Below are 23,406 nucleotides of genomic sequence, written 5' to 3' on the forward strand. Positions count from 1 at the left end.
CGCCCTGGCCACCGTCCTGGCCACCGTCCTGGCCCCCGTCCTGGCCCCCGTCCGCACCATCGACCCCGAGCAGGTCCGACAGGCGCCCGGCCGCGTCGGCGACCCGGTCGCCGGCACGGTCCAGCACCTTGTCCCGGAGCCGGAAGGTCGGACCGAGCAGGCACACCGCCGCCACCACGTCGCCCCGGGCGTCGTGCACGGGCGCGCAGACGGCCGTCACCCCGTCCTCCACGCCGTCCCGCAGGACCGCGGCCGAGCCGGCCAGGGCCGCGCCGACCGCGGTGCCCCGACGGGGCACGAGCCGCCCACGCCACCCGGAGTGGCGCAGGTGGTGGGTCCCCTCGGCGGCTGCCACGTAGGTCGCCGAGTCCGTGTCGTGGACGACCGCCAGGTACGACGACTCGCCGGTCGTCGTGGCCAGCTCGGCGAGCACCGGCGCGGCGAGGTGTGGCAGCGGGTTCGTGCCGACGACCCGGTGCGACCACCGCACCAGCGTGGGCCCCACCCGGTACCCGCCGGCATCGCCGCGCCGCACCAGTCCGGCGGCCTCGAGCGACGCCAGTTGGCGGGTGGCCGTCGACGGGGCGAGGTCGACGGCGTCGGCCAGCGCGCTGAGCGTCTGTTCGCCGTCCGCATCGACGACCGCGCCCAGCAGGGCGAGCACGCGGTCGGAGGAGCGCGGGGTCGACATCTTGTGATTTCCGTCCAGTGGTGTTAGATTCCGCTGCATGGAAACTCTAGCACCCCTCGAACTGGGCGACAACGGCCTCCACCGCGACGAGGTGGTGGCCGTCGCACGCCATGGACGCCGGGTGGCCCTGGGCGAGGACGCGCGTGCGGCGCTGGCCCGCGGTGCGGCTGCGGTCACCGCACTCGGCAACGCCGACGAGCCCGTGTACGGCGTCTCGACCGGCTTCGGGGCACTCGCCAACACCGTGATCCCGTCCGAGCGCAGCGCCGAGCTGCAGGTCGCACTCGTCCGTTCACACGCCGCCGGCATGGGACCGCCCGTCGAGGCAGAGGTGGTGCGCGCGATGCTGGTGCTGCGTGCCCGGAGCCTCGCGATGGGCTACAGCGGGGTCCGCGTCGAGGTCGCCCAGGCCATCCTCGGCCTGCTCAACCACGACCTCACCCCGGTCGTCGGTGAACACGGCAGCGTCGGCGCCAGCGGAGACCTCGCGCCACTGGCCACCGCCGCGCTCGCACTGCTGGGCGAAGGCGAGGTCGACACCCCGACCGGCCGGCACCGCGCCGACGTCGCCCTCGCGGGGATCGGCCAGGAGCCGCTGGTGCTGTCGGCCAAGGAGGGGTTGGCCCTGGTCAACGGCACCGACGGGATGCTGGGCATGCTGGTGCTGGCCCTGGCCGACCTCGACGACCTCTACCTGGCCGCCGACGTCGCCGCCGCGATGTCGGTGGAGGCACTGCTGGGCACCGATCGGGCCTTCGATGCGGACCTGGTCGCGATGCGGCCCCAGCCCGGCCAGCAGGTCAGCGCCGCCAACCTCCGCGCCCTGCTGGCCGGTTCGCCGATCGTGGCCAGTCACCGGTTCGACGACGACCGGGTCCAGGACGCCTACTCGCTGCGCTGCACACCGCAGGTCCACGGCGCCGGTCGGGACACGATCGCGCATGCCGCGACCGTGGCCGACGCCGAGCTGCGATCGTTCATCGACAACCCGGTGGTGCTGCCCGACGGCCGGGTCGCCTCGTGTGGCAACTTCCACGGGGCCCCCGTGGCCTACGCCGCCGACCACCTCGCCGTCCCGATCGCCGACCTGTCCGCGCTGTCGGAGCGTCGCACGGACCGGCTGCTGGACCCCGCGCGCTCACACGGACTCCCGCCCTTCCTCTCCCCCGACCCGGGCGTGAACTCCGGGCTGATGATCGCCCAGTACACCCAGGCCGCCATGGTCACGACCAACCGCCGGCTGGCCGCACCCGCCAGCGTCGACACGGTGTCGACCAGTGCGGGGCAGGAGGACCACGTGTCCATGGGCTGGGGCGCGGTCCGCAAACTGCGCGAGGCGGTCGACAACCTTCGTCGCGTGCTGGCCGTCGAGCTGCTCGCCGCCACCCACGGGCTGGCCCTGCGCGCGCCCCTGGAGCCGGCGGTGGCCACCGGCGCGGTCGCCGACCTCGTGACCCATGCCGCCGGTGGACCCGGCCCCGACCGCCACCTCGCGCCCCGCCTCGCCGCCGTCGAGAACCTCCTGCACGACGGCTCCCTCCTGGCCGCTGCCGCTGACCACGTCGACCTCGCCTGACCACCCGCCCACTTCGAAGACCCGGACGTTGCGAGGCCCCAGCCGAGCAACTCCAACGCGTCCGAAGGACGCGCGCTGACCGACACGGAGAACGACCATGGGACTGCCGGGAGCGAGACCTGTACGGGCGCCACGGGGGACCGAGCTGACGGCGCGGTCGTGGCAGACCGAGGCGCCGCTGCGGATGCTGATGAACAACCTCGACCCGGAGGTGGCCGAGCGACCCGACGACCTGGTCGTCTACGGCGGCACGGGTCGGGCGGCACGGTCGTGGGAGGCCTACGACGCGATCGTGGCGTGCCTGACCGACCTGGCCGACGACGAGACCCTGCTGGTCCAGTCCGGCAAGCCGGTCGGGGTGATCCGCACGCACGAGTGGGCGCCGCGGGTCCTGATCGCCAACTCCAACCTCGTGCCGGACTGGGCGAACTGGGAGGAGTTCCGTCAACTGGAGGCGGAGGGGCTCACGATGTACGGCCAGATGACGGCCGGGTCGTGGATCTACATCGGGACCCAAGGGATCCTGCAGGGCACCTACGAGTGCTTCGCCGAGATCGCGCGCCGTCGCTTCGACGGCTCGCTGGCCGGGACGATCACGCTGACGGCCGGACTGGGAGGCATGGGCGGCGCCCAGCCACTCGCGGTGACGATGAACGACGGCGTGGCGCTGTGCGTCGAGGTCGACGAGGGCCGGGCCAGGCGCCGGGTGGAGCATCGCTACCTCGACGTGGTGGCCGACGACGTCGACGACGCGGTCGCGCGCTGCCTGGCCGCCCGGGACGCCCGCGAGCCGCTGTCGGTCGGGCTGGTCGGCAACGCCGCGCAGGTCCTGCCCGACCTGCTCGAGCGTGGCTTCCCGGCCAACATCGTGACCGACCAGACGTCGGCACACGATCCGCTCAGCTACGTGCCGGTCGACCTCACCCCCGAGGCCACGGCCCGGATGGCCACCGACGAGCCCGCCGAGCTGACCCGGCGGGCCCGGGCCTCGATGGCGGCGCACTGCGCGGCGATGGTCGGCTTCCTCGACCGCGGCGCCGAGGTGTTCGACTACGGCAACTCGCTGCGCCCCGAGGCGGAGCTGGGTGGGTTCGACCGGGCGTTCGCCTACCCCGGGTTCGTGCCGGCCTACGTCCGTCCGCTGTTCTGCGAGGGGCGGGGCCCGTTCCGCTGGGCCGCCCTGTCCGGCGACCCGGCCGACATCGCCCGCACCGACCGCGCCGTGCTCGACACCTTCCCCGACGACGAGCCACTCGCACGGTGGATCCGCAAGGCGTCCGAGCAGGTCGCGTTCCAGGGCCTGCCGGCCCGGATCTGCTGGCTGGGGTACGGCGAGCGTGCCCGGCTCGGGCAGGTGTTCAACGACCTCGTCCGCGACGGCGAGGTGTCGGCGCCGCTGGTGATCGGGCGCGACCACCTCGACTCCGGCTCGGTCGCGTCGCCCCACCGCGAGACCGAGGCGATGGTCGACGGCTCCGACGCGATCGCGGACTGGCCGTTGCTCAACGCGCTCGCCACCACCGCGTCGGGTGCGACCTGGGTCAGCGTGCACCACGGCGGCGGTGTCGGGATCGGTCGCTCGATCCATTCCGGGATGGTGTGCGTCGCCGACGGCACCGACCTGGCGGCCCAGAAGCTCGAGCGGGTCCTGACCACGGACCCGGCGACCGGGGTGATGCGCCATGCCGACGCCGGGTACACCCGTGCCATGGAGGTGGCGCAGGAGCGTGGCGTGACGATCCCGATGCCCCGCACCACGCCGCTCGACGGCCCCGACCGGGAGTGATCGCCATGGCCAGCCACACCGACGCGGCGACCCGCGAGGCGTTCCGGCGCGACGGCGCCGTGGTCGTCCGCAACGCCTTCTCGTCCGAGCACGTCGCGCTGGCCACCGAGGCCATCGAGGCCAACCTCGCCGACCTGTCGCCCCGCGCGAAGCGGGCCAGTGCCGACGACGACGGGGCCTTCGTCGAGGACTTCTGCAACTGGCAGCGCATCGCCCCCATCGAGCGCTTCGTCCGCGAGTCTCCCGCCGCCGCGATCGCCGGCGAGCTCACCGGCTCGGACACGATCCGGCTCTACCACGACCACATGCTGACCAAGGAGCCCGGGACCCGCCAGCGCACGCCGTGGCACCAGGACCAGCCCTACTACAACGTCGACGGCACCATGAACGCCTCGATGTGGTTCCCGGTCGACCCGGTCACGCGCGACGCCACGCTGGAGTTCGTGGCGGGCTCCCACCGATCGGGCGACAAGGGGGGCCCGTGGTTCATGCCCAGGACCTTCCTCGACGACCGTGCGGCGTGGTTCCCGGAGGGCTCGCTGGCCGAGCTGCCCGACATCGACGCACATCCGGAGCGCCACCCCATCCTGGGCTGGGAGCTCGAGCCCGGCGACGCGGTGTTCTTCGACATGCTGACCCTGCATGCGGCGGGCGGGGTGTCGGGGAACCGACGACGGCGCGTGCTGTCGGTGCGGATGCTGGGCGACGACATGGTGCACGCCCCGCGTGACTGGACGACGTCACCACCGTTCCCCGGACTGGCCGACGAGCTGCCGGCCGGCGCCCCGATGGACCATCCGCTCTTCCCGATCCTGTGGCGACGCGACGCCGACGAGCACGCCCACGACGGGCCTGGCGTCGAGCGGGCGGGCGAACCGGCGTGACGGTCCGCCCGCTGGTCCACGTCGGTGACCCGGTCCTGCGGGCCGGCACCCGGGAGGTGACCCGCGACGAGCTCGCGTCGAGCGAGGTCCAGCGGCTCATCGACGACCTGGTCGCGACCATGCGTGACGCCGACGGTGCCGGCATCGCCGCGCCACAGGTGGGGTCGGACCTGCGGATCGCCATCGCCGAGGTCAGCCCCGAGACGGCCAACCGGCGCTACCCGTACAAGCCACCGATCCCCCTCACCGTGCTGGTCAACCCACGCCTGCGACCGGTCGGCGAGGAAACGGTCGCGATCAACGAGGGCTGCCTGTCGGTGCCGGGCCTGCGTGGCGTGTTGGAACGCCACGTCACGGTCGAGGTGACCTGGTGGGACCGCGACGGGATCGAGCACGTCGAGGAGCGACGCGGGCTGACCGCCGGGACCTTCCAGCACGAGGTCGACCACCTCGACGGCCGCGTGTTCCTCGACCGGGTCACGGACCCGACCACGTTCACGACCTGGGACAACTATGAGCGGCACCATCGTGCGTCCTTCGAGGAGCGCATCGGGGCGTTCGTGGCGCGAGTCGGCTCGTGAGCGAGGCCATCCCGCCCGACCGGGCCCCGTCGTCCGCCACCGCGACCACGACGCGGTGGCTGGCCTGCGACCACGCCTGGCTGGGCGACCGCATGGCCCACGACACCTGGTTGGGCATCGGTGCGGACGGGACCATCACCGAGCTGGTCCAGGAACCGCCCGAGCGCCCCGACGCGCCGGTCCAACGGGTTGCCGGGGTGACGCTGCCGGGCCTGGTCGACACACACGGCCACGCGTTCCACCGACACCTGCGTGGCCGGGCCCAACCCGACGGTGTCGGCGACGGGTCGCCCCGGGGTGCGCGGGACGACTTCTGGCGCTGGCGCGAGAGGATGTACGCCGTCGCGCGCACGCTCGACCCGGACGGCATGTTCGCCATCGCCCGGGCGGTCTACGGCGAGATGGCGCTGGCCGGGATCACGTGCGTCGGCGAGTTCCACTACGTCCACCACCAGCCCGACGGCACCCCCTACGCCGACCCGAACGCCATGGGTCGGGCCGTGGTCGCCGCCGCCGACGAGGTCGGCATCCGGCTGACCCTGCTGGACACCCTGTACCTGACCGGCCGGGTCGGGGCGACCCTGGACGACCCCGACCTCGACGACGTCCAGCGACGATTCAGTGACGGCGACGCCCACAGGTGGGCCACCCGCGTTGCGGACCTGTCCGAGACGGCGACGACCCGGCTGGGAGCCGCGATCCACTCGGTCCGGGCGGTGCCGCCGGAGGCGATCGCGGACGTCGCAGCCCTGGCCGTCGGGACCGACGCCGGGTCGGTCCGGGTCCTGCACGCCCACGTGGCCGAGCAGGTCGCCGAGGGCGAGGCGACCCGGGCGGTGCACGGTCGCAGCCCGACCCGCCTGCTGGCCGACGCGGGGGCCCTGTCCGAGCGGTTCACCGCCGTGCACGGCGTGTGGCTGGACGACGACGACCGGGCCCTGCTCGGCGACGCCGGCGCGACCGTGTGTGCCTGTCCCACGACCGAACAGGACCTCGCCGACGGGATCGTCGACGGCGCGGCGCTGGCCGACGCCGGGGTCCGGCTCGCGCTGGGCAGCGACCAGCACGTGGTCGTCGACCTGTTCGCCGAGGCCCGCGGCCTGGAACTGGGACAGCGGCTGGCCACCCGGACGCGTGGCCACCACGACCCCGCCGCACTGCTGGCCGCGGCCACGACCGGCGGGGCGCACAGCCTGGGGTGGCCGGAGCTCGGCCGCCTGGAGGTCGGAGCGCCCGCCGACCTGGCCGTGGTCGCGACCGGCTCGGTCCGGCTGGTCGGCATCCCCGACGACGACCTCGCGAGCGCGCTGGTCTTCGCCGCCACCGCCGCCGACGTCACGGCCACGATGGTGGCGGGTCAGTGGATCGTCCGGGACGGCGCCCACGTACGACGTGACGTCGGTGACGACCTGCGCCGTGCACTGGACGTCGACCTGGCCGGGGGCCACCGGTGACGCTCCTGCTGTCCGGCATCGGCCGCCTGGTCACCCACGACCCGACGCACCCGACCGAGCCGTCCGACGCCCGTCCCGACGTCGGGGCCGGGCTCGACGACGCCTGGCTGGTGGTCGACGACGACCGGGTCGTGGCCACCGGCACCGGGGCGCTGCCCGCTGCCGACGAGCGGATCGACGTCGCGGGACGGGCGGTCGTGCCCGGCTTCGTCGACAGCCACACCCACCTGGTGTTCGCCGGGGACCGGGGCCGTGAGTTCACCGCCCGGATGGCCGGGCAGCCCTACGCGGCGGGCGGGATCGCCACGACGATCGCCGCGACCCGGGCGGCCGACGACGACCACCTCCGCGCGCTGCTCACGCGGCGGGTGGCGGAGTCGCAGGCCGCCGGGATCACGACCCGCGAGGTCAAGTCGGGCTACGGGGCGACCACCCGCGACGAGGCCCGCCTGCTCCGGCTGGCCCGGGAGGTCACGTCCCACACCACCTTCCTGGGCGCCCACGTGGTGCCGCCCGGCACGGACGCCGACGCGTTCGTGGACCTGGTGGTGTCCGAGATGCTGCCGGCGTGCGCACCCCTTGCCGAGTCGGTCGACGTCTTCTGCGAGGTGGGCGCGTTCGACGTCGACCAGTCCCGCGCGGTCCTCGAGGCCGGGATCGCGGCGGGCCTGCGCCCCCGGATCCACGCCAACCAGCTGGGTCCCGGGCCCGGGGCCCGGCTGGCCGTCGAGCTGGGCTGCGCGTCCGCCGACCACTGCACGCACCTCACCGACGCCGACGTGGCCGCGCTCGCCGGCTCCGACACCGTCGCCACGCTGCTGCCGGCGACCGACTTCTCCACGCGCCAGCCCTACCCGGACGGGCGGCGGCTCCTCGATGCCGGCGCCACGGTGGCGCTGGCTACGAACTGCAACCCCGGCTCCAGCTTCACGACCTCGATGGCGTTCGTGCTGGCCCTGGCGGTGCGGCACTGCGGGCTGACCCTGGACGAGGCGCTGTGGTCGGCGACCCGGGGTGGCGCGCGCTCACTGCGTCGCGACGACGTCGGGCACCTCTCGCCCGGTGCCCGGGCCGACCTCGTCGTGCTGGACGCGCCGGACCCGTCCCACCTCGCCTACCGCCCCGGGATGCCCCTGGTCGCGGCCACGTTCGCGTCCGGGCGCCAGGTCGCCGGCGCACCCCTGCCGCCAGCCTGACGACCGGGGGGCACGAGGTCCCCGCGGAACACCGCGGGGGCGGGCGACGTTCGCGCCACCACCACACACCGTGCCCGAACGAGGACCCGTCATGCAGTTGGACCGCGCCACCGACTTCGCCGCCGAACGCCACGGCGGCGTGCTCATCACCCTGAAGCGCGACGGACGACCCCAGGCCTCCAACATCAACTACGTCTGCGACGCCCGGACGGTGCGGATCTCGGTCACGGCCAGCCGGGCCAAGACCAACAACCTGCAGCGTGATCCTCGGGCCAGCCTCCACGTCACCAGCGACGACTTCTGGCGCTGGGTGGTGCTGGAGGGAACGGCATCGTTCACCCCGGTCGCCACCCCCGACGACCCGGACTCGCTCGAGGCGCTGCGGTCGCTGTACCGCGACATCCGTGGCGAGGACCACCCCGACTGGGACGACTACGACCGCGCCATGGTCGACGACGAGCGCCAGGTCCTGACCATCACCCTCGAGCGCGCCTACGGCCAGCTCCCGGACTGAGCGTGGCTCCCGCCCGGTCGCGCCATGCAGGGCGACGGACCGGCCCGGGGGTCACGGGCGTGGCGCCAGCCGCAGTGCGAGGGCACCGCTGCTCGTGCGCGACCAGGACAGCATGCCCGTGGTGGCGTGGATCGCGACGAGCACGCCAGACATCTCGAGCAGTTCCTCCAGCCCCGTGACCAGGTGGTAGAGCCGCCCGATGCCACGCGAGTTGTCGATCCACCCCGACACCGCCTCCACGCCCAGTGCCCCGGTGGCGAAGATCGCCATCGCCAGCAGGAACTCGCGGCGGATCCCGGACGGCAACGCGACGCTCCAGCGGACGAACACCGCGACCCCGATGGCGGCGACGACCACCCCGGGGAGGATCCAGCGGTACGAGCCGGTCTCGATCCCGGCGCTCGCGGCGAGGGTCCCGATCGGCAGCAGGAGCCGCTCGTGCAGGACGAGCGCCTCGTCAGCGGCCATCGCCAGGGCCGCCAACCCGACGACCGACCAGCCCACCCGGCCGCCCGGTGGGGTGTCGTCCGGATCGCGGCCGAGTCCGAGGACCAGCACCACGGCGAACGACAGCCCGATCAGCAGGACGGTGTTGACGAACGTCGGGAGGCTCTCCTCGCGATGCACGTCGATCATCCGCAGCACGTCGATCGGCACCGCCGGGACGTACGGCTCGAGCAGCCGGACGACGACGTGCACGGCGACGACCGTCGCGACGACCATCGCGCCGGCGCGGACGAGGCGGTGTCCGGGCCGGGGGCCGGCGTGCGCCGTGGACGAGGACGGTCGCGCCGAGGGCGATCTCCCCGGGAGGGGCCGGACCTGCTCCGGGGTGGGCTCGTCGACGACCCGGTCGGGTGAGTCGACGCCTGCGGATGCGTCCATGACCGGCCTCCGGAGTGGGTGACACCCGCCCGGTCCTGGGGGGTCCCGGTCACCCGGACGTCGTCTCCGGTGCGACCGGTCGCGGGGAACCTACTCGGTGGTCGGGTGGAACTCCACGAGGTGGTGCGGCGCCCAACCCGTGACGCCCCCACGACGACGCCACCGCAGTGTTCAGCGCTGCGATGGTGTCTCGGCCGGCTCCCCCGACGCGGGGCCGCCGTCGGGGTCGTCGCGCTCGTCGTGGAGGTCGTCGTCCCACGGCTCGTCGTCGTCCCGGTCCTCGACCAGCCCGAGGTCCCGCGCCACTGCGGCCGGATCGGGCGGCTCCCGGTCCTCGCGCACGGCCGCCCACCAGCGATCCAGTGCCGCGTACGCCGGCTCGTCGGCGACCGGCCCGGCCTCCAGGCGCAGCTCCAACAGCCAGTCCCATGCCCGGCCGACCCGGGGCCCGGGGTCCATGCCGGTGTGGGCCATGACCTGGTTGCCGTCCAGCGGCGGTCGCATCGCGGCGAGCTCCTCCTGGGCAGCGAGCTTGTCGATCCGCACCTCGAGGTCGTCCATCCGGTTCTGGATCGCCCGGGCACGTCGGGCGTTGCCGGTCGTGACGTCGGCCCGGGTCAGGATGTTGAGGCGCTCGAGCAGGTCGCCGGCGTCACGGACGTAGCGACGCACCGCGGCGTCGGTCCAGCCCATCTTGTAGGTGTGGAACCGCAGGTGCAGTCGGACCAGTTCCGAGATCGCCTTGATCGAGTCCTTGTCGAAGGTCAGCTCACGGAGGCGATGGCGGGCCATGCGGGCACCGACCACGTCGTGGTGGTGGAAGGTGACCGTGCCGTCGGCATGGATCTCGCGGGTGTCCGCCTTGCCGATGTCGTGCAGCAACGCCGCGAGGCGCAGCACGACGTCCGGTCCGTCCTGCTCCAGCGCGATGGCGTTGTCGATCACGGCCAGCGTGTGGGCCCACACGTCCTTGTGGCGGTGCAGCGGGTCACGCAGGGTCGACAGCACCCGCAACTCGGGGACGACGTGTACGTCCAGGCCCGTGTCCACGAGCAGTTGCAGGCCGGTCGCCGGATGTGCGCCGGCCATCAGCTTGAGCAGCTCGTCGCGGATCCGCTCGGCAGAGATCGTCGTCAACCGGTCGGCCATGTCGGTGGCGGCCGCGAAGGTGTCGTCGTCGATGTCGGCGTCCAGCCGCGCCGCGAACCGGGCGAGGCGGACCATCCGCAGGGGGTCGTCGCCGAAGGAGATCCGGGGATCCAACGGCGTGCGGAGTCGCCGCGCCTGCAGGTCCGACAACCCACCGAAACGATCCACGAAGGCGAAGTCGGGCACCTGCACCGCCATCGCGTTCATGGTGAAGTCGCGCCGCGCGAGGTCCTCGTCGATGGTCTCGCCGTAGGTCACCTCGGGGTGTCGCGAGTCGGGTTCGTAGTCGTCGGACCGGTAGGTCGTGATCTCGATGATGCGATCGTCGCGGTCGGGCCGCCGACGTGCGGCCGAGACGGTGCCGAACCGGGCGCCGGTCAGCCAGACGGTGTGGGCCCAGCCGTCGAGGATCGCCTCGGTGGCCTCCGGTCGGGCGGACGTGGCGAAGTCGAGGTCGACGTCGGCCGTCGCGTCGGGATCCCCACCGGCCAGCAGGGCGTCCCGGACGGTCCCGCCGACCAGGAACAGCTCGTGGCCGGCGGCGACGAAGCGCTCCCCCAGCTCGCGCGCCTCGGGGAACACGTCGACCAGGCGGCCGAGCTGGAGGGCCTGCTCCGGGCTGAGCGTGTTGGTCGCGGAGGGTGCGGCGTTCGCGGGACCGGGGACCTCGTCGTCAGCGGGGTCGGGGAGGGGGCGATCGGACACGCAGGCACCCTTCGGGTCTGTGCGGGGGCGCGGCGGGAGGGATGCCGGCAGGGGAGGACGGACGCCACACACCCTATGCGAGGGCTCGCGGCCCGGCAGGGCGCCCGGATCGGCCCGTCGGTCAGTCGGACCAGTCGGACAGTCGCGTGGCCCCGGTGCGACGCGGGTCCCCCGCAGCCTCCAGTCGACCGTCCGCGTGGCGCAGGGTCGCCGCGACCCCGCCGAAGAACATCGCCCGGGGGTGGAACGACTCGGTCGGTGCGTCCAAGGCCGACACGTCGAGGTCCTCTTCGTGCCCGACCCGCCACAGGCTGCCGTCGGGGTGGTGGCGGACGTGCAGTCGCGGCGCGGCGATGGCGGTGCGCAGGTCCGCGTCGCCGAACAGGTGGACCAGGGTCTGCAGGATGGCCGTCGTGATCCGGTCCGCCCCCGGCGACCCGATCGCCAGCCGTGCCCCGTCTGGCGCCTCGACCACGGTCGGGGCCATGTTCGACGGCAGGTGGTCACCGGGCTCCCACCGATGGAGGCCGTGCGGGTTGAGCTCGTGCTCCCCGAGGCAGTTGTTCAGCCACAGCCCCGTCCCGGGGGGCATCACGCCCGATCCGTACCCGGCAGAGGCCGTGACCGCGCAGGCCAGGCCGGTGTCGTCCACCGCGGAGACGTGGATGGTGGACGGCGACGCCATCGCGGCGTCGAAGGTGCCGTCGTCGATCGCCGCGAGCAGCGCGGTGGCGGCCGCGGGACGGTCCCGGGCCGGGTCGAGCTCGGTCACGCGTCGTGACAGGACCAGGTCCTGCGCCCGGGCCATGCGCACGACCAGGTCGTCGTCCCAGGCGCCCGGCAGGGGCCCCGACCGGGTCAGCAGTTCCAGCATCGCCGACAGCGTGACGCCGCCGATCGCGGGCGGCGGGTTGGTGGCGACGCGCCACCGACCGGCGGGCGTGGTGGCGACGGTCTGCAGGGCCGGGCGGACGGTGGGCCGGTAGCGGCGCAGGTCGTCGCGGGTGAGCAGGCCGTCATGGGCCCGGACATCGTCGACGATCCGGTCGCCGAGCCAGCCGTCGTAGAGGACCTCGACCCCGTCGTCGGCGATCGCCTGCAGCGTCGCGGCGAGGTCGGCGATCACCACGGGCTCGCCCTCGGCGACGAGCTTGCCGTCGCCGTCGTGGATCGCCGCCCGGCTGGGCTCGTGCCAGCCGTACAGGTCGTCGTGCACGTAGCGCAGGTAGTACGTCGCGGCCGAGCCCATCGGGAATCCCTCGGCCGCGGCCCGCACCGCCGGTGCCCACACGTCGGACCACGCGGCGCGGCCGTGGCGCCGATGGGCCAGCGCCAGCCCGGCCGGGGTCGTCGGGGTCGCGACCGACCCGTGACCGATGGTCATCTCGACACCGCCGCCGTAGTCCGTCTGCAGCGTGAAGGTCCCCTGGCCCGGGGTCACGTCCAGCCCGGCACCCGGCATGGTCACGTTGGCGTCGACCACCTCGACCGGGGCGCCCGGGGGGGCGACGATCACGTAGCACCCACCGGCCAGGGAGCAGATGCCCGGCTCCGACACCATCGCCGTGACGGCGGCTGCCAGCGCCGCGTCGACCGCGTTGCCGCCCACGTCGGCCATCCCCGCACCGGCGCGGGCAGCGAGGTCGTTGGGAGCGGCGACGGCGATGGTCATCGGCGTCACGGTAGGACGCCGTGGCGCGGCGGTCAGGCGCTCCGGTCGCGCGGCGTCGTGGGCCCGGTGGCGGCGACGGTCACTCGGTCGGGTCGGGCAGCTCGGCCACCACCCCACAGGTCACCGCGTCCACGACCAGCACGCGATCGGCCAGGACGTAGGCGATGGCAGCGCGCGCGGGGGCGAGCACGATCACCTCGGCCACGATGACCGGCAGGTCGGTCGGCAGGCAGTCGGCCACGGTCTCGACGTCGACGTCGGTCACCTGGCCGTCGGCGATGCCGACCGCGTCCGACGTGTCGGTGGCCGTCTCGCCGTCGGCCGAATCCTCCTCCGGCTCGTCGATCGCCCCGAGGTCCACCAGTGGCTCGAGCCGCTGGCGCAGGGCGGTCGGGTCGATGTCGGACACGTCCGGGACGACCCGCTGGTCGTCGATGACCGGGATCGCGGCCATCATCGGGTCGCCTGCGGCGGCCGCCGCCGTCTCGTCGCCCCCGGCCTCGGTGGCGGCCTCGGTGGCGGCCATCGCCTCCTCGGTGCCCGTCGGCAGCTCCATCATCTCCTCGGTGGCCGTGTCGGCCTCGGACGCCTCCCGCGGAGCCGCGGCCATGTCGGCCGACCCTGCCATGTCGTCCCCACCCCCCACGCCGTTGAGCGCGACCGCGGCCACGCCGACCACCACCAGCAACGCGGCGGCGACCCCGACGAGCCGCATCGGGTCGAACCACGCCTGGCCGGCACCGGTGGCCGTGGTCCGCGCCGACCGACGCGATGCCAGGTCCACCACCTCGCCCGGATCGTCCCCACCGGCCGAGGCCGCCGCACCCACACCCGCGGCGGCGCCGGCGCCCGCCGTCGCAGCGGCCGCTCGCTCGTCGGCCAGCGCGGCCAGGTCCGCGTCGACGGCCGACGCCAGCCGCGCGGCCTCCTCGTCGGTCATCGTCACCACGGGCACCCCGACCAGCAGGTCGTCCAGGCGCTGCAGCCGCGCGAGGCGGGCCGCGAGCTCCGGGTCCCCGGGCAGGGCCGACTCGACCCTGGCCACCAGGGCCGGGTCCGCCTCACCGGCCGCGTAGGCAGCCAGTTCCTCGCCGGTGATCACGTCGTTCCTCGCTGGTCGTCGGTTCGCGCAGGACAGGTCGTGACGCACGCCGGGACGCGTGCGTCACCGGTGGGACGCCGTCGGGTGGCGGGGCGTTGCATCCAGGTCCCGGTCATTCGCGCACCCCCGAGTCGGCCAGGGATTCCGCCAGCGCGGCCCGTGCCCGGAAGATCCGGGACTTGATCGTCCCGACCGGCATGTCGAGCACCTCGGAGGCCTCCGGATAGGTGAGTCCCTGCACGGAGCACAGCAGCACGAGCGTCCGGGACACCGCGTCCAGCTCGCCGAGGGCATCACGCAGGGCGCTCGACAACTCGACGCCCCGGGCCACGTCGGCCACCTCGTCCGCCCCGTCCACCCGCCGCGCGATCGCCGCCTCGATGTCGTCGGTCGGGGTCGACGGGCGCCGGCCGTGGTGGCGTTGCAGGTCTCGACAGGCGTTCACGGCGATGCGGTAGACCCACGTCGAGACCTTGCTGTCACCACGGAAGTCCGTCGCCGAGCGCGCCACCTTGGCGAAGGTGTCCTGGGTCGCCTCCTCGGCGTCGTGCCGGGATCCGAGCTCGCGGACGCAGATCGCGAACACGCGATGGCGGAACCGTTCGACCAGGTCGCGGAAGGCGGACTCGCGCTCGCCGCGGTCGCGATCCAGGTCCGCCCACGTCCCGAGCAGTTCGGCCTCGACCGCGTCCCCGTCGGTCACGACGAGGCGTCCGCCTCGGCCGGCACCGGCACGCCGCGGACCTGGATCTCGGAGATGCGAGCACGTTGGAGCGACGGCTCGATCTCGGGCAGACCGGTGAGCCACACCAGCACCCAGCGACCCGTGGCCGCCTCGTCCAGGGTGAGCGTGGCCTCCTGTGCCAGGTCGGGGAACTGCTGGACGGGACTCCCCCAGCCCATGATGCGATCGACCTCGTCGGGCAGTCGTTCCGCCACGTAGACGTCCAGGGACAGGCCCGGTTCCTCGCTCAGCACGACCAGCTCGTCGACGCGGGACCGGCCCTCGAGCTCGAAGACCAGTCCGACGCCGGGCTGGTTGTCGCCGAACGGCTGGTCCGCCGGGGCCCGGTAGCTGTCACTGCTCCAGGACGTGGCCCGGTTGTTGTCCCACAGCAGGGGGACCTGGTCCGGGTTCTCCGACCCGTCGCCGAACGGGTCGAAGTCGGACCCACCCGCGATCGTCAGTGCACCGTCGGTCGCCAGGGCCGGGGGTGCCGGGTCGTCGCGTGTGAACAGGACCAGCAGGACGGCGGTCACGACCACCCCGGCGACGAACGCCCAGGCTGCCGGGACGCGGAAGGATCGGCGGCCACCCGCCGGCATGCTCGGGTCGGTCGCCGCGTCCGGGTCCACCTGGTCGGGCAGGGTCGGCACGTGGGGCGAGTCCGGTGGTGTCTCGTCGAGCAGTCGTGCGGTCAGTTCCTTCGCCGGCTTGCCACGGAGGCTCGACTGCAGGGCGTGGGCGACCGACGCGACGTCGTCGTAGCGGTCGTTGACGTCCCGCCGGGTCGAGCGCACGACCACGTCGTCGAGACGCCGGTCGATGTCCGCCCGGACCTGGCGTGGTGGGCGGACCTCCCGGGTCAGGCGTGCGGCCGCCGTGGCCGTCGCCGTGTCCCCACTGAAGGCCGGGCTGCCCGTCAGGCACTCGTACATGACGATGCCCAGTGCATAGATGTCCGCCCGCGCGTCCACCTCACCGCCGGCGTACTGCTCGGGCGCGATGTAGGTGGCGGAGCCCACCGTGGTGCCCTCGGCGGTCAGGTCGACGGTGGTCTGGGACAGCGCCTTGGCGATCCCGAAGTCGGCCACCTTCACCACGCCGTCGGAGTTGAACAGGATGTTGGCCGGCTTGATGTCGCGATGGATCAGGCCCTGGTTGTGCGCCTCCGCGAGCGCCTCGGCGATCTGCTCGCCGATCGCGGCGACCTGGCGAGGATCCGGGAACGCCCCGTGGGCCCGCATCAGGGTCTTGAGCGTCGGCCCGTCGACGTACTCCATCACGAGGTAGACGACGTCGTTGATCCGCCCCGAGTCGTAGATCCGCGTGGCGTTGGGGTGGTGGAGGCGAGCCGCGTTGCGCGACTCGCGCTCGAACCGTCGCACGGTGTCGGCATCCGCGACGAGGTGCGGGTGGAGGATCTTGATGGCGACCGAGCGGCCCAGGTGCACGTCGTAGGCCCGCCACACCGTGGCGGCACCGCCGGCCGCGATGGGCTCCTCGAGGTGGTAGCGACCCTCGTCGCCGAGCCGACGGATGGGTGGCCATGCCGAGGTCTCGTCGGTGTCGAACTCGCCCCCCGCCCCCGGGTCGGGATCCACGCCCTCCGCAGCCACCGGATCCACCCCGTCGGTGCCGTCGGCGTCCCCGGATCGGTCGGTGAGGAGGTCGCGGCTCGCAGCCGTCCCACCGGACGGCCCGTGGCGCTCAGCCATGACGGGCCCCCCGGAACACCGGTCGGGCAGCAGGAATCACGTCGAGTCTCACACGCAGGGGTCGACGACGGGGGACGCAGGCACCTGCGGACGACACGACCCGACGGGTGGTCGAACGGGGGATGCCCGTTCGTACAGTGTCCCATGCTCGCGGCGATCCTGCACATCGATGCGCGGGATCCGTGCACGGAGATCCGGGATCCACTGTCGGAACCCGGGTCAGCCCGGTCGGTTCGTGGGGCGTGGCTGGGGGACGGCGGGCTCGAGCAGGCGCGCCTCCTCGACCAGTCGCCGCTCGTTGCGGTGGGCGAGCCGGACCAGGGCGATCTCGGCAGGCACCCACTCGACGTGCTCGGCCTCGTCGTCGCGCGGTCCCGGGGCCAGGCCGTCCCACCACATGAAGAAGTAGTGGACGAACTTGTGGTAGCGGATCCGGTCCGGTCGCCACACGAACCAGTAGTCGATGGTGCCCAGTCGATGGCTGACGATGGCCCCGTGGCCGGTTTCCTCGCGCACCTCGCGCAGCGCGGCCTGCCGGTCGGTCTCGCCGTCCTCCAGGCCGCCCTTCGGCAGGGTCCACTGGGCCCGACCGGCCGCGTTGCGACGAGCGATCAGGAGCACCCAGCGTCGCCCGTCCGGTCGATCGTCGCAGACGATGCCACCGGCAGAGGTCGCACGCTCCGTCGGGTACTTGGCCATGGCCCCAGCCTACCCGCGATGGATGTGCGCCAACCGCGCGTCGGAGTGCGCCAAGACGCCCGGCACGGGGTTCGAGGCGACACGCCGCCGGGGCGGCCAGCACCCTCGCCGACCGGTCGGGATCGACCCCCCACCACCCCGCCTCGGGGCGCTGGACACGCGGCCCACCACGCTCCCACCGACCACAGGAGCCCATCGTGCGCGCACTCGTCCAACGAGTCCATCGTGCCACCGTGACCGTCGACGGCGACCAGGTCGGTCGCATCGGACCGGGACTCGTGGCGCTCGTCGGGGTGACCCACGACGACACACCGGCCCAGGCCACGAGGCTCGCCGAGAAGATCCACGACCTGCGGGTCTTCCCGGACGACGAGGGGCGGATGGACCGCTCGGCGCGCGACGTGGGCGCCGCCGTGCTGGTGGTCAGCCAGTTCACCCTGTACGGCGACACCACCCGTGGCCGGCGGCCGTCGTGGGTCGCCGCCGCGCGACCCGAGCAGGCCGAGCCGCTCGTCGAGGCCGTCGTCGCGCACCTGCGAGAGCGCGGGTGCGAGGTCGCCACGGGCGTGTTCCGGGCCGACATGGACGTCGAGCTGGTCAACGACGGGCCGGTCACGCTCCTGCTGGAGGTCGAGGCCACCTGATCGACCTGCGCCGAGCCACGCCCGACCATGCTGGACCTTCCTGCGGGATCACCGACGACGCCGGGTGGACCCGGCCGGGGACAGCGTCTCCCCCACGCCTGAGAACACGGTGAGACCCCCTCGGGGGTCGGGGGTTGACGGACCCGTCCAAGAGCGACACACTGATTGTGAAGTTCTTCACAATCGACTCCCGAGTGGCACCCGCATGACGCGCTCCCCGATCGACGCGGCTCCCGGCAGCCCGCCCCACGTCGTGGTGGTGGGGGGAGGCTTCGGCGGACTCGCCCTGGGCGTCGCGCTCCGCCGGGCCGTCTCGCGTGGGGAGCTGGCCGTCACCCTGGTGGACCGCCACAACCACCACACGTTCCAGCCGCTGCTCTACCAGGTCGCCACCTCCGGGCTCCAACCCCAGGACATCGGCCGCCCCCTGCGCCCGATCCTGGGTCGGAGGAAGCGGATGTGGCGCCGGGAAGCGGGCCCCGGCATCACCGTGCGCCTCGGCGAGGTGACCGACGTGGACCGGGACGCCCGGCAGCTCCACCTCGACGACGGCTCGCGACTGGACTACGACCGGCTCGTCGTGGCTGCCGGCGCGATCACCAGCGACTTCGACCTGCCCGGCGTGGCCGAGCACGGCTTCGGGCTCAAGACGATCCCCGACGCGCTGGCCCTGCGCGACCACGTCCTGCGGTGCTTCGAGGAGGCCGGCGCGCATCCGTCGCGCGTGGACGACGGGCTGCTCACCTTCGTCGTGGCCGGCGGCGGACCCACCGGCGTCGAGGTCGCCGGGGCACTGTCCGAGCTGGTCGACCACGTCCTGCGTCGTGACCACCCCGAGCTGGACGTCGATCGCGCTCGCATCGTGCTGCTCGAACCGACCGAGCGCCTGCTGGGCGCCTTCGACCCGTCGTCGAGCGAGCGTGCACGGGCCGGGCTGGAGGCCAAGGGCGTGGACGTGCGGCTCGGCCGTGGGCTGGCACGCGCCCACCCCGACCGGGTCGAGCTGGACGACGGGACGTCGCTGGCCACCGCCACGCTGGTCTGGGTGGCCGGCGTGGCGCCCTCTCCCCTGGCGGGCCGGCTCACCGACGACCTCGACCGGGGCCGGGTCCCGGTCGACGCGCACCTGCGGATGCCGGACGATCCCGCCGTGTTCGTGATCGGCGACATGGCCGGCGCCCACGACGACGACGGCCAGTTGCTGCCGCAGCTGGCACCGGTCGCGATGCAGCAGGGACGCCACGTCGCCGACGAGCTGCTGGCCGAGTTGTGCGGCGAGGACGACCCCGGGGCGTTCTCCTACACCGACAAGGGCATCATGGCCACCATCGGCCGCAACCGCGCCGTGGCCGAGCTGCCCGGCGGGATCCGGTTCGGCGGGTGGCCCGCCTGGATCGCCTGGCTGGGACTGCACCTCGCCTTCCTGGTGGGCTTCCGCAACCGCACGGCCGTCGCCGCGTCGTGGGTGCACAACTACCTGACCTATGATCGCGCCGCCCGCCTGATCCTCCACGGCGACGCGCCCGGCCTGGACCACGAACGGCTCGGCGGCGACCACCGGCTCGGCCGAGACCGACTCGACGGTCCCGGCGACTGACCGCCGCGGGAATGTCGGTCAGGGGGCCGGTCGTTGACCAGGGTGACGTCTGCCCGATCATCTCCCCCGTGGCCGCCGCGTCGACCACGGCCGCACCCACGTCCCGGACGTCCCGCCACGCTCACCGAACATTCGCCCCACACTCCCAGGATCCCGCGACATGAGCACCACCACGACCCGCGACGTCGTCATCATCGGTTCCGGCCCGGCCGGGCTGACCGCGGCGACCTACGCCGCCCGCGCCAACCTCGAGCCGCTCGTCATCGAGGGCGTGACCGCCGGTGGCCCCACCGGTGGCCAGCTCACCCTCACCACCGACGTCGAGAACTACCCCGGCTTCCCCGAGGGGATCATGGGGCCCGACCTCGTCGCCGGCATGCGGGCGCAGGCCGAGCGGTTCGGGACGGCCTACCTCACCGACGACGTGGTCCAGGTCGACCTGTCGTCGCGACCCTTCCGGATCGAGACCTCGTCCAACGGCGACGTCTGGGCCAACACCCTGATCATGGCCACCGGCGCGCGACCCCGTCGCCTCGAGGTCCCCGGCGAGGACGAGCTGTGGGGCGGGGGCGTGTCCGCCTGCGCCACCTGCGACGGCTTCTTCTTCCGTGACAAGGAGGTCGTGGTCGTCGGGGGCGGTGACTCCGCGATGGAGGAGGCCACCTTCCTGACCAAGTTCGCCTCCAGGGTGACCATCGTCCATCGCCGTGAGGAGTTGCGGGCCTCCAAGATCATGCAGGAGCGGGCATTCAAGGACGACAAGGTCGAGTTCGTCTGGAACGCCACGATCGACGCCGTCCACGGCACCGACGGCGTGGTCAGCGGCGTCACCCTGCGTGACACCGTGACCGACGAGACCACCGAGTTCGCCACCGACGGCGTGTTCCTGGCCATCGGCCACATCCCCAACACCCGCCTGGTCGCCGACGTGCTCGAGACCGACGAGGACGGCTACCTCGTGGTCGAGCAGCCGTACACCACCACCAACGTCGACGGCGTGTTCGCCGCCGGCGACGTGTCCGACCACGTCTACCGCCAGGCCGTCACCGCGGCGGGCATGGGCTGCAAGGCCGCGATCGACGCCGAACGCTTCCTCGCCGCCAACGCCTGACCACCGGACCAGCGGACCGCCGGAGGACCCGGGCGGACTTCGTCCGGTTGTCCCGAACGACCACCGACACCGTCGCCCCGCCGGCATACCGTCACCGACCGACCAGCACCCACCGGACCGCCGCCCACGGCGCCCGACATCACCATCCGAGAAAGGTTGCGCGCATGGCCGCCACCGCCATCACCGACGAGCAGTTCCAGACCGAGGTCCTCGAGGCCGACCAGCCCGTGCTCATCGACTTCTGGGCCGAGTGGTGCAGCCCGTGCCGCAAGGTCAGCCCGATCGTGGACGAGCTCAGCGACGAGCTGGACGGCCTCAAGGTCGTCAAGATGGACATCGATGCCCACCCCGAGGCCGCCCGCAACTACGGCGTGATGTCGATCCCCACCCTGCTGGTCTTCAAGGGTGGCGAACAGGTCGCCCGGATCGTGGGCGCCAAGCCCAAGGCCGCACTGCGCTCCGAGATCGACCCGCACCTGTAGGTCCTGCCCACACGTGACGACCCCGGCCACCGGTCGGGGTCGTCGTTCGCATCCGGCCGGACCGACCACCAGCCCGCGGAATAGTCTCGGAACCGATGGAACCCCTCTACCGCCACGGCGACTCCGGCCCGGAGGTCCGCGACGTCCAGCGACGTCTCGTGGACCTCGGCCACGACGTGGACGACACCCCCGGCCGGTTCGGCGATGCCACCGCGCGGGCCGTCCGCGGCTTCCAGCAGGAGCGTGGCCTGATCGCCGACGGCATCGTCGGGCCCGACACGTGGCGGACGCTGGTCGAGGCCGCCTGGAAGCTCGGCGACCGGGTCCTGTACCAGACCCGCCCGACCATGCGTGGCGACGACGTCCGCGACCTGCAGGACCGGCTCGACCGCATCGGCCTGGAGGTCGGGGGTCCCGACGGCATCCTGGGACCCGAGACCACGGCGGCGGTCGTGGAGTTCCAGTTGATGCAGGGACTGAAGGCCGACGGCCAGGCGGGGGCGCTGACGATCGACGCCCTGCACCGGGTCGGCCGGGACCACCAGTCGATCGCCGCGAGCCAGGTGCTCGAGCGCCACCGACTCGGCCGCCGACGTCACCTGCGGTCCCTGTCGGGGAGCTGCATCGTCATCGACCCCGGCGGCCGGCCGGGAGCCGGCACCCACGACAGTCCCGACGGCGTCCCCGACCACGAGATCACCTGGGCGATCGCCAGCCGCCTGCACGGACGCCTCGGTGCCCTGGGGGCCCGTCCGGTCCTGGCCCGTGGACCCACCAACGACCCCAGCTCGTCGGAGCGCGCCGCCCTCGCCAACCGCGAGGACGCCGACGTGGTCCTGTCCCTGCAGACCAACGGCCTCGACCAGCCCGCGGCGCACGGCGTTGCGGCGTACTACTTCGGCTCCGGCGACACCGTGTCGGTCCCCGGACGCGAGCTCGCCGACCGGATGGTGGCCACCGTCGCCGAGGCAACGGGGACCCTCAACTGCCGTGCCCACGCGTCCACCTCCACCCTCCTGCGCGAGACCCGCGCGGTCGCCGTGACCGTCGAGCTGGGCTTCCTCACCCACCCCGACGAGGGCCGGGCCCTGGCCGACGCCGCCCACCAGGCACACCTGGTCGAGGCGCTGCTGACGGGCGTGCGTGGGTGGCTCCTGGAGCAACCGGGCAACGACGAGGCCCGGACGACGCAGGCCGCCCCAGAGGCCTGAAGAGGGGCCCTGACGAGGTGGCCGGGCCGGACGTCAGCGGGTGTCGATCCGACCCCGGGACTCGACGGCCGGGCGGGGTGCGGTGGCACGACGCGGCAACCGGTCACGGACCTCCTCGACGGCCTGCTCGAGGCTGTCGGCCCATCGCACGGTGCGGGCGACCTCGAGGTGCAGCAGCGGATACCGCGGGTGCTCCCGCGCCACCTGGAAGCCCTCGTGCAGCAACCACGTGATGGGCAGCAGGCAGGTGTCCGGGCGCCAGCGACGATCGGCGTGGGCCTGGACCTCGCCGTGGCCACGCTCGATGGCCGCCCTCACGGCCTCGCGGACCAGCAGCCGGCCGATCCCGTTGGTCCGGTGGGCCGGATCGACCCACATGGTGGTCAGCACCAGGGCATCGTGGTCGGTGGGCGGGACCGGTGGCCGGCGCGTGGCGAGCTCACCGGCGGGGGCGAACTCCACGAACCCGACCGGCTGGCCGTCGACCAGGACCGCACGGCCCGCCGGGGTGCCGGCGTGCAGCAGCGCGGTCGTCCAGGCCTGCTTGCGGACCCGCGCGGCCTCGGCCCCGTCGTCGTCGCGCTCGGCCGGCCCGGGCTCACCGAACTGCCAGAACAGGCAGCCGCGGCACGGCACGTCCAGGCGCTCCCAGACGTCACCGGTCAGGTGGACCACGCGGCGGCTCATCGGCGCGTGTCCCGGCCCCACGATCCGCGCAGGTCGTCGGGCGTCCCACGGGCCTCGTCCAGCCCACGCGCGAGGCGATGGACCGCACCGGCGACGACCCCGACGGCGATGCCGGTGACGGCGCGGCGCCACCCTCCCGGCGCCACGACGCGCCCACCCGGCGTGCGGATCGGCTCCGGGTTGGTGATCGGGTCCGGATCCGTGTGGGGCGCATCCGCGGCGTCCGCCCCGGTGACGGCCTCGGTCATCACTGCTCCTCCCCACGTCCTCGCGTCGACGGTACTCCCCGGGGCACGCGGGCTCGACCGGCGTCCGCGTCCCGTGGCCGGTGGACGGCACGC

22 protein-coding genes are annotated in these 23,406 nt (G+C 73.5%); 12 read left to right on the top strand and 10 right to left on the bottom strand.

Annotated features, from left to right (window positions below):
• Positions 1–691, bottom strand: a 691-nt coding sequence (locus KR546_RS01810; protein WP_238442994.1) for an IclR family transcriptional regulator, incomplete at its 3' end; no start/stop codon positions are given.
• A gap of 37 nt (positions 692–728) precedes the next feature.
• Here KR546_RS01810 and hutH point away from each other — a divergent pair.
• The 7 genes from hutH (at position 729) to KR546_RS01845 (ending at position 8,682) form a co-directional block, all read left to right on the top strand.
• A complete protein-coding gene (gene hutH / locus KR546_RS01815; protein WP_238442995.1) occupies positions 729–2,267 on the top strand; it encodes a histidine ammonia-lyase in 1,539 nt (512 codons plus the stop codon).
• A 97-nt stretch (positions 2,268–2,364) separates the two neighbouring features.
• Entirely contained in the window at positions 2,365–4,053 is a 1,689-nt protein-coding gene (gene hutU, locus KR546_RS01820) for a urocanate hydratase (protein WP_238442996.1), read from the top strand.
• A gap of 5 nt (positions 4,054–4,058) precedes the next feature.
• Positions 4,059–4,937, top strand: coding sequence for a phytanoyl-CoA dioxygenase family protein (locus KR546_RS01825; RefSeq protein ID WP_238442997.1), 879 nt, complete (start codon positions 4,059–4,061; stop codon positions 4,935–4,937).
• Entirely contained in the window at positions 4,934–5,518 is a 585-nt protein-coding gene (gene def / locus KR546_RS01830) for a peptide deformylase (protein WP_238442998.1), read from the top strand. Before KR546_RS01825 ends, def begins: the two co-directional genes overlap by 4 nt.
• On the top strand, positions 5,515–6,972 hold the full coding sequence (locus tag KR546_RS01835) for a formimidoylglutamate deiminase (protein ID WP_238442999.1): 1,458 nt from the start codon (positions 5,515–5,517) through the stop codon (positions 6,970–6,972). Before def ends, KR546_RS01835 begins: the two co-directional genes overlap by 4 nt.
• A complete protein-coding gene (gene hutI / locus KR546_RS01840) occupies positions 6,969–8,168 on the top strand; it encodes an imidazolonepropionase (RefSeq protein ID WP_238443000.1) in 1,200 nt (399 codons plus the stop codon). Before KR546_RS01835 ends, hutI begins: the two co-directional genes overlap by 4 nt.
• 91 nt (positions 8,169–8,259) lie before the next feature.
• Positions 8,260–8,682, top strand: coding sequence for a PPOX class F420-dependent oxidoreductase (locus tag KR546_RS01845; protein WP_238443001.1), 423 nt, complete (start codon positions 8,260–8,262; stop codon positions 8,680–8,682).
• A gap of 51 nt (positions 8,683–8,733) precedes the next feature.
• On the opposite strand, the gene KR546_RS01850 is transcribed toward KR546_RS01845, so the two are convergent.
• The 7 genes from KR546_RS01850 to KR546_RS01880 form a co-directional block, all read right to left on the bottom strand.
• A complete protein-coding gene (locus KR546_RS01850; protein ID WP_238443002.1) occupies positions 8,734–9,567 on the bottom strand; it encodes a hypothetical protein in 834 nt (277 codons plus the stop codon).
• A 171-nt stretch (positions 9,568–9,738) separates the two neighbouring features.
• Entirely contained in the window at positions 9,739–11,421 is a 1,683-nt protein-coding gene (locus tag KR546_RS01855; RefSeq protein WP_238443003.1) for a CCA tRNA nucleotidyltransferase, read from the bottom strand.
• A gap of 121 nt (positions 11,422–11,542) precedes the next feature.
• A complete protein-coding gene (locus KR546_RS01860) occupies positions 11,543–13,093 on the bottom strand; it encodes a gamma-glutamyltransferase (protein ID WP_238443004.1) in 1,551 nt (516 codons plus the stop codon).
• Between the two features lie 79 nt (positions 13,094–13,172).
• Positions 13,173–14,195 (bottom strand): anti-sigma factor, encoded by a 1,023-nt coding sequence (locus KR546_RS01865; protein ID WP_238443005.1) that lies wholly within the window; start codon positions 14,193–14,195, stop codon positions 13,173–13,175.
• Between the two features lie 112 nt (positions 14,196–14,307).
• Positions 14,308–14,898 carry an RNA polymerase sigma factor gene (locus KR546_RS01870; protein ID WP_238443006.1) on the bottom strand — a complete coding sequence of 197 codons (591 nt, stop codon included), beginning with the start codon at positions 14,896–14,898 and terminating at the stop codon, positions 14,308–14,310.
• Entirely contained in the window at positions 14,895–16,634 is a 1,740-nt protein-coding gene (locus KR546_RS01875) for a protein kinase domain-containing protein (RefSeq protein ID WP_238443007.1), read from the bottom strand. Before KR546_RS01875 ends, KR546_RS01870 begins: the two co-directional genes overlap by 4 nt.
• Before the next feature lie 219 nt (positions 16,635–16,853).
• Positions 16,854–17,333 carry an NUDIX hydrolase gene (locus tag KR546_RS01880; protein ID WP_238443008.1) on the bottom strand — a complete coding sequence of 160 codons (480 nt, stop codon included), beginning with the start codon at positions 17,331–17,333 and terminating at the stop codon, positions 16,854–16,856.
• 197 nt (positions 17,334–17,530) lie between these two features.
• On the opposite strand from KR546_RS01880, the gene dtd reads away from it, so the two are divergent.
• The 5 genes from dtd to KR546_RS01905 all read left to right on the top strand — a co-directional run bounded on the left by dtd (position 17,531) and on the right by KR546_RS01905 (position 22,378).
• The gene (gene dtd / locus KR546_RS01885) at positions 17,531–17,977 is read left to right on the top strand and encodes a D-aminoacyl-tRNA deacylase (RefSeq protein WP_238443009.1); all 447 of its coding nucleotides are present in this window, start codon (positions 17,531–17,533) and stop codon (positions 17,975–17,977) included.
• Between the two features lie 205 nt (positions 17,978–18,182).
• The gene (locus tag KR546_RS01890) at positions 18,183–19,574 is read left to right on the top strand and encodes an NAD(P)/FAD-dependent oxidoreductase (protein ID WP_238443010.1); all 1,392 of its coding nucleotides are present in this window, start codon (positions 18,183–18,185) and stop codon (positions 19,572–19,574) included.
• Positions 19,575–19,734: 160 nt separating this feature from the next.
• A complete protein-coding gene (gene trxB / locus KR546_RS01895; protein WP_238443011.1) occupies positions 19,735–20,685 on the top strand; it encodes a thioredoxin-disulfide reductase in 951 nt (316 codons plus the stop codon).
• A gap of 164 nt (positions 20,686–20,849) precedes the next feature.
• On the top strand, positions 20,850–21,167 hold the full coding sequence (trxA, locus tag KR546_RS01900; protein WP_238443012.1) for a thioredoxin: 318 nt from the start codon (positions 20,850–20,852) through the stop codon (positions 21,165–21,167).
• 95 nt (positions 21,168–21,262) lie between these two features.
• The gene (locus KR546_RS01905; protein ID WP_238443013.1) at positions 21,263–22,378 is read left to right on the top strand and encodes an N-acetylmuramoyl-L-alanine amidase; all 1,116 of its coding nucleotides are present in this window, start codon (positions 21,263–21,265) and stop codon (positions 22,376–22,378) included.
• 33 nt (positions 22,379–22,411) lie between these two features.
• Here the strand turns inward: KR546_RS01905 and KR546_RS01910 are convergent, their stop codons facing one another.
• Together KR546_RS01910 and KR546_RS01915 are read right to left on the bottom strand one after the other, a co-directional pair.
• On the bottom strand, positions 22,412–23,065 hold the full coding sequence (locus tag KR546_RS01910) for a GNAT family N-acetyltransferase (protein ID WP_238443014.1): 654 nt from the start codon (positions 23,063–23,065) through the stop codon (positions 22,412–22,414).
• Positions 23,062–23,313: a hypothetical protein gene (locus KR546_RS01915; RefSeq protein ID WP_238443015.1), complete on the bottom strand. Its 252-nt coding sequence runs from the start codon at positions 23,311–23,313 to the stop codon at positions 23,062–23,064. The genes KR546_RS01910 and KR546_RS01915 overlap by 4 nt, the downstream gene beginning before the upstream one ends.
• Positions 23,314–23,406 lie beyond the last annotated feature (93 nt).

Source organism: Salsipaludibacter albus, assembly GCF_019798055.1.
GTDB classification, from domain to species: Bacteria; Actinomycetota; Nitriliruptoria; order Nitriliruptorales; family Nitriliruptoraceae; genus Salsipaludibacter; species Salsipaludibacter albus.

Coding starts and splice junctions, on each gene's coding strand:
- hutH (WP_238442995.1), top strand. CDS start 729: ATGGAAACTCTAGCACCCCTCGAACTGGGCGACAACGGCCTCCACCGC.
- hutU (WP_238442996.1), top strand. CDS start 2,365: ATGGGACTGCCGGGAGCGAGACCTGTACGGGCGCCACGGGGGACCGAG.
- KR546_RS01825 (WP_238442997.1), top strand. CDS start 4,059: ATGGCCAGCCACACCGACGCGGCGACCCGCGAGGCGTTCCGGCGCGAC.
- KR546_RS01845 (WP_238443001.1), top strand. CDS start 8,260: ATGCAGTTGGACCGCGCCACCGACTTCGCCGCCGAACGCCACGGCGGC.
- KR546_RS01850 (WP_238443002.1), bottom strand. CDS start 9,567: ATGGACGCATCCGCAGGCGTCGACTCACCCGACCGGGTCGTCGACGAG.
- KR546_RS01860 (WP_238443004.1), bottom strand. CDS start 13,093: ATGACCATCGCCGTCGCCGCTCCCAACGACCTCGCTGCCCGCGCCGGT.
- KR546_RS01875 (WP_238443007.1), bottom strand. CDS start 16,634: ATGGCTGAGCGCCACGGGCCGTCCGGTGGGACGGCTGCGAGCCGCGAC.
- KR546_RS01880 (WP_238443008.1), bottom strand. CDS start 17,333: ATGGCCAAGTACCCGACGGAGCGTGCGACCTCTGCCGGTGGCATCGTC.
- KR546_RS01890 (WP_238443010.1), top strand. CDS start 18,183: ATGACGCGCTCCCCGATCGACGCGGCTCCCGGCAGCCCGCCCCACGTC.
- trxB (WP_238443011.1), top strand. CDS start 19,735: ATGAGCACCACCACGACCCGCGACGTCGTCATCATCGGTTCCGGCCCG.
- trxA (WP_238443012.1), top strand. CDS start 20,850: ATGGCCGCCACCGCCATCACCGACGAGCAGTTCCAGACCGAGGTCCTC.
- KR546_RS01905 (WP_238443013.1), top strand. CDS start 21,263: ATGGAACCCCTCTACCGCCACGGCGACTCCGGCCCGGAGGTCCGCGAC.
- KR546_RS01910 (WP_238443014.1), bottom strand. CDS start 23,065: ATGAGCCGCCGCGTGGTCCACCTGACCGGTGACGTCTGGGAGCGCCTG.
- KR546_RS01915 (WP_238443015.1), bottom strand. CDS start 23,313: ATGACCGAGGCCGTCACCGGGGCGGACGCCGCGGATGCGCCCCACACG.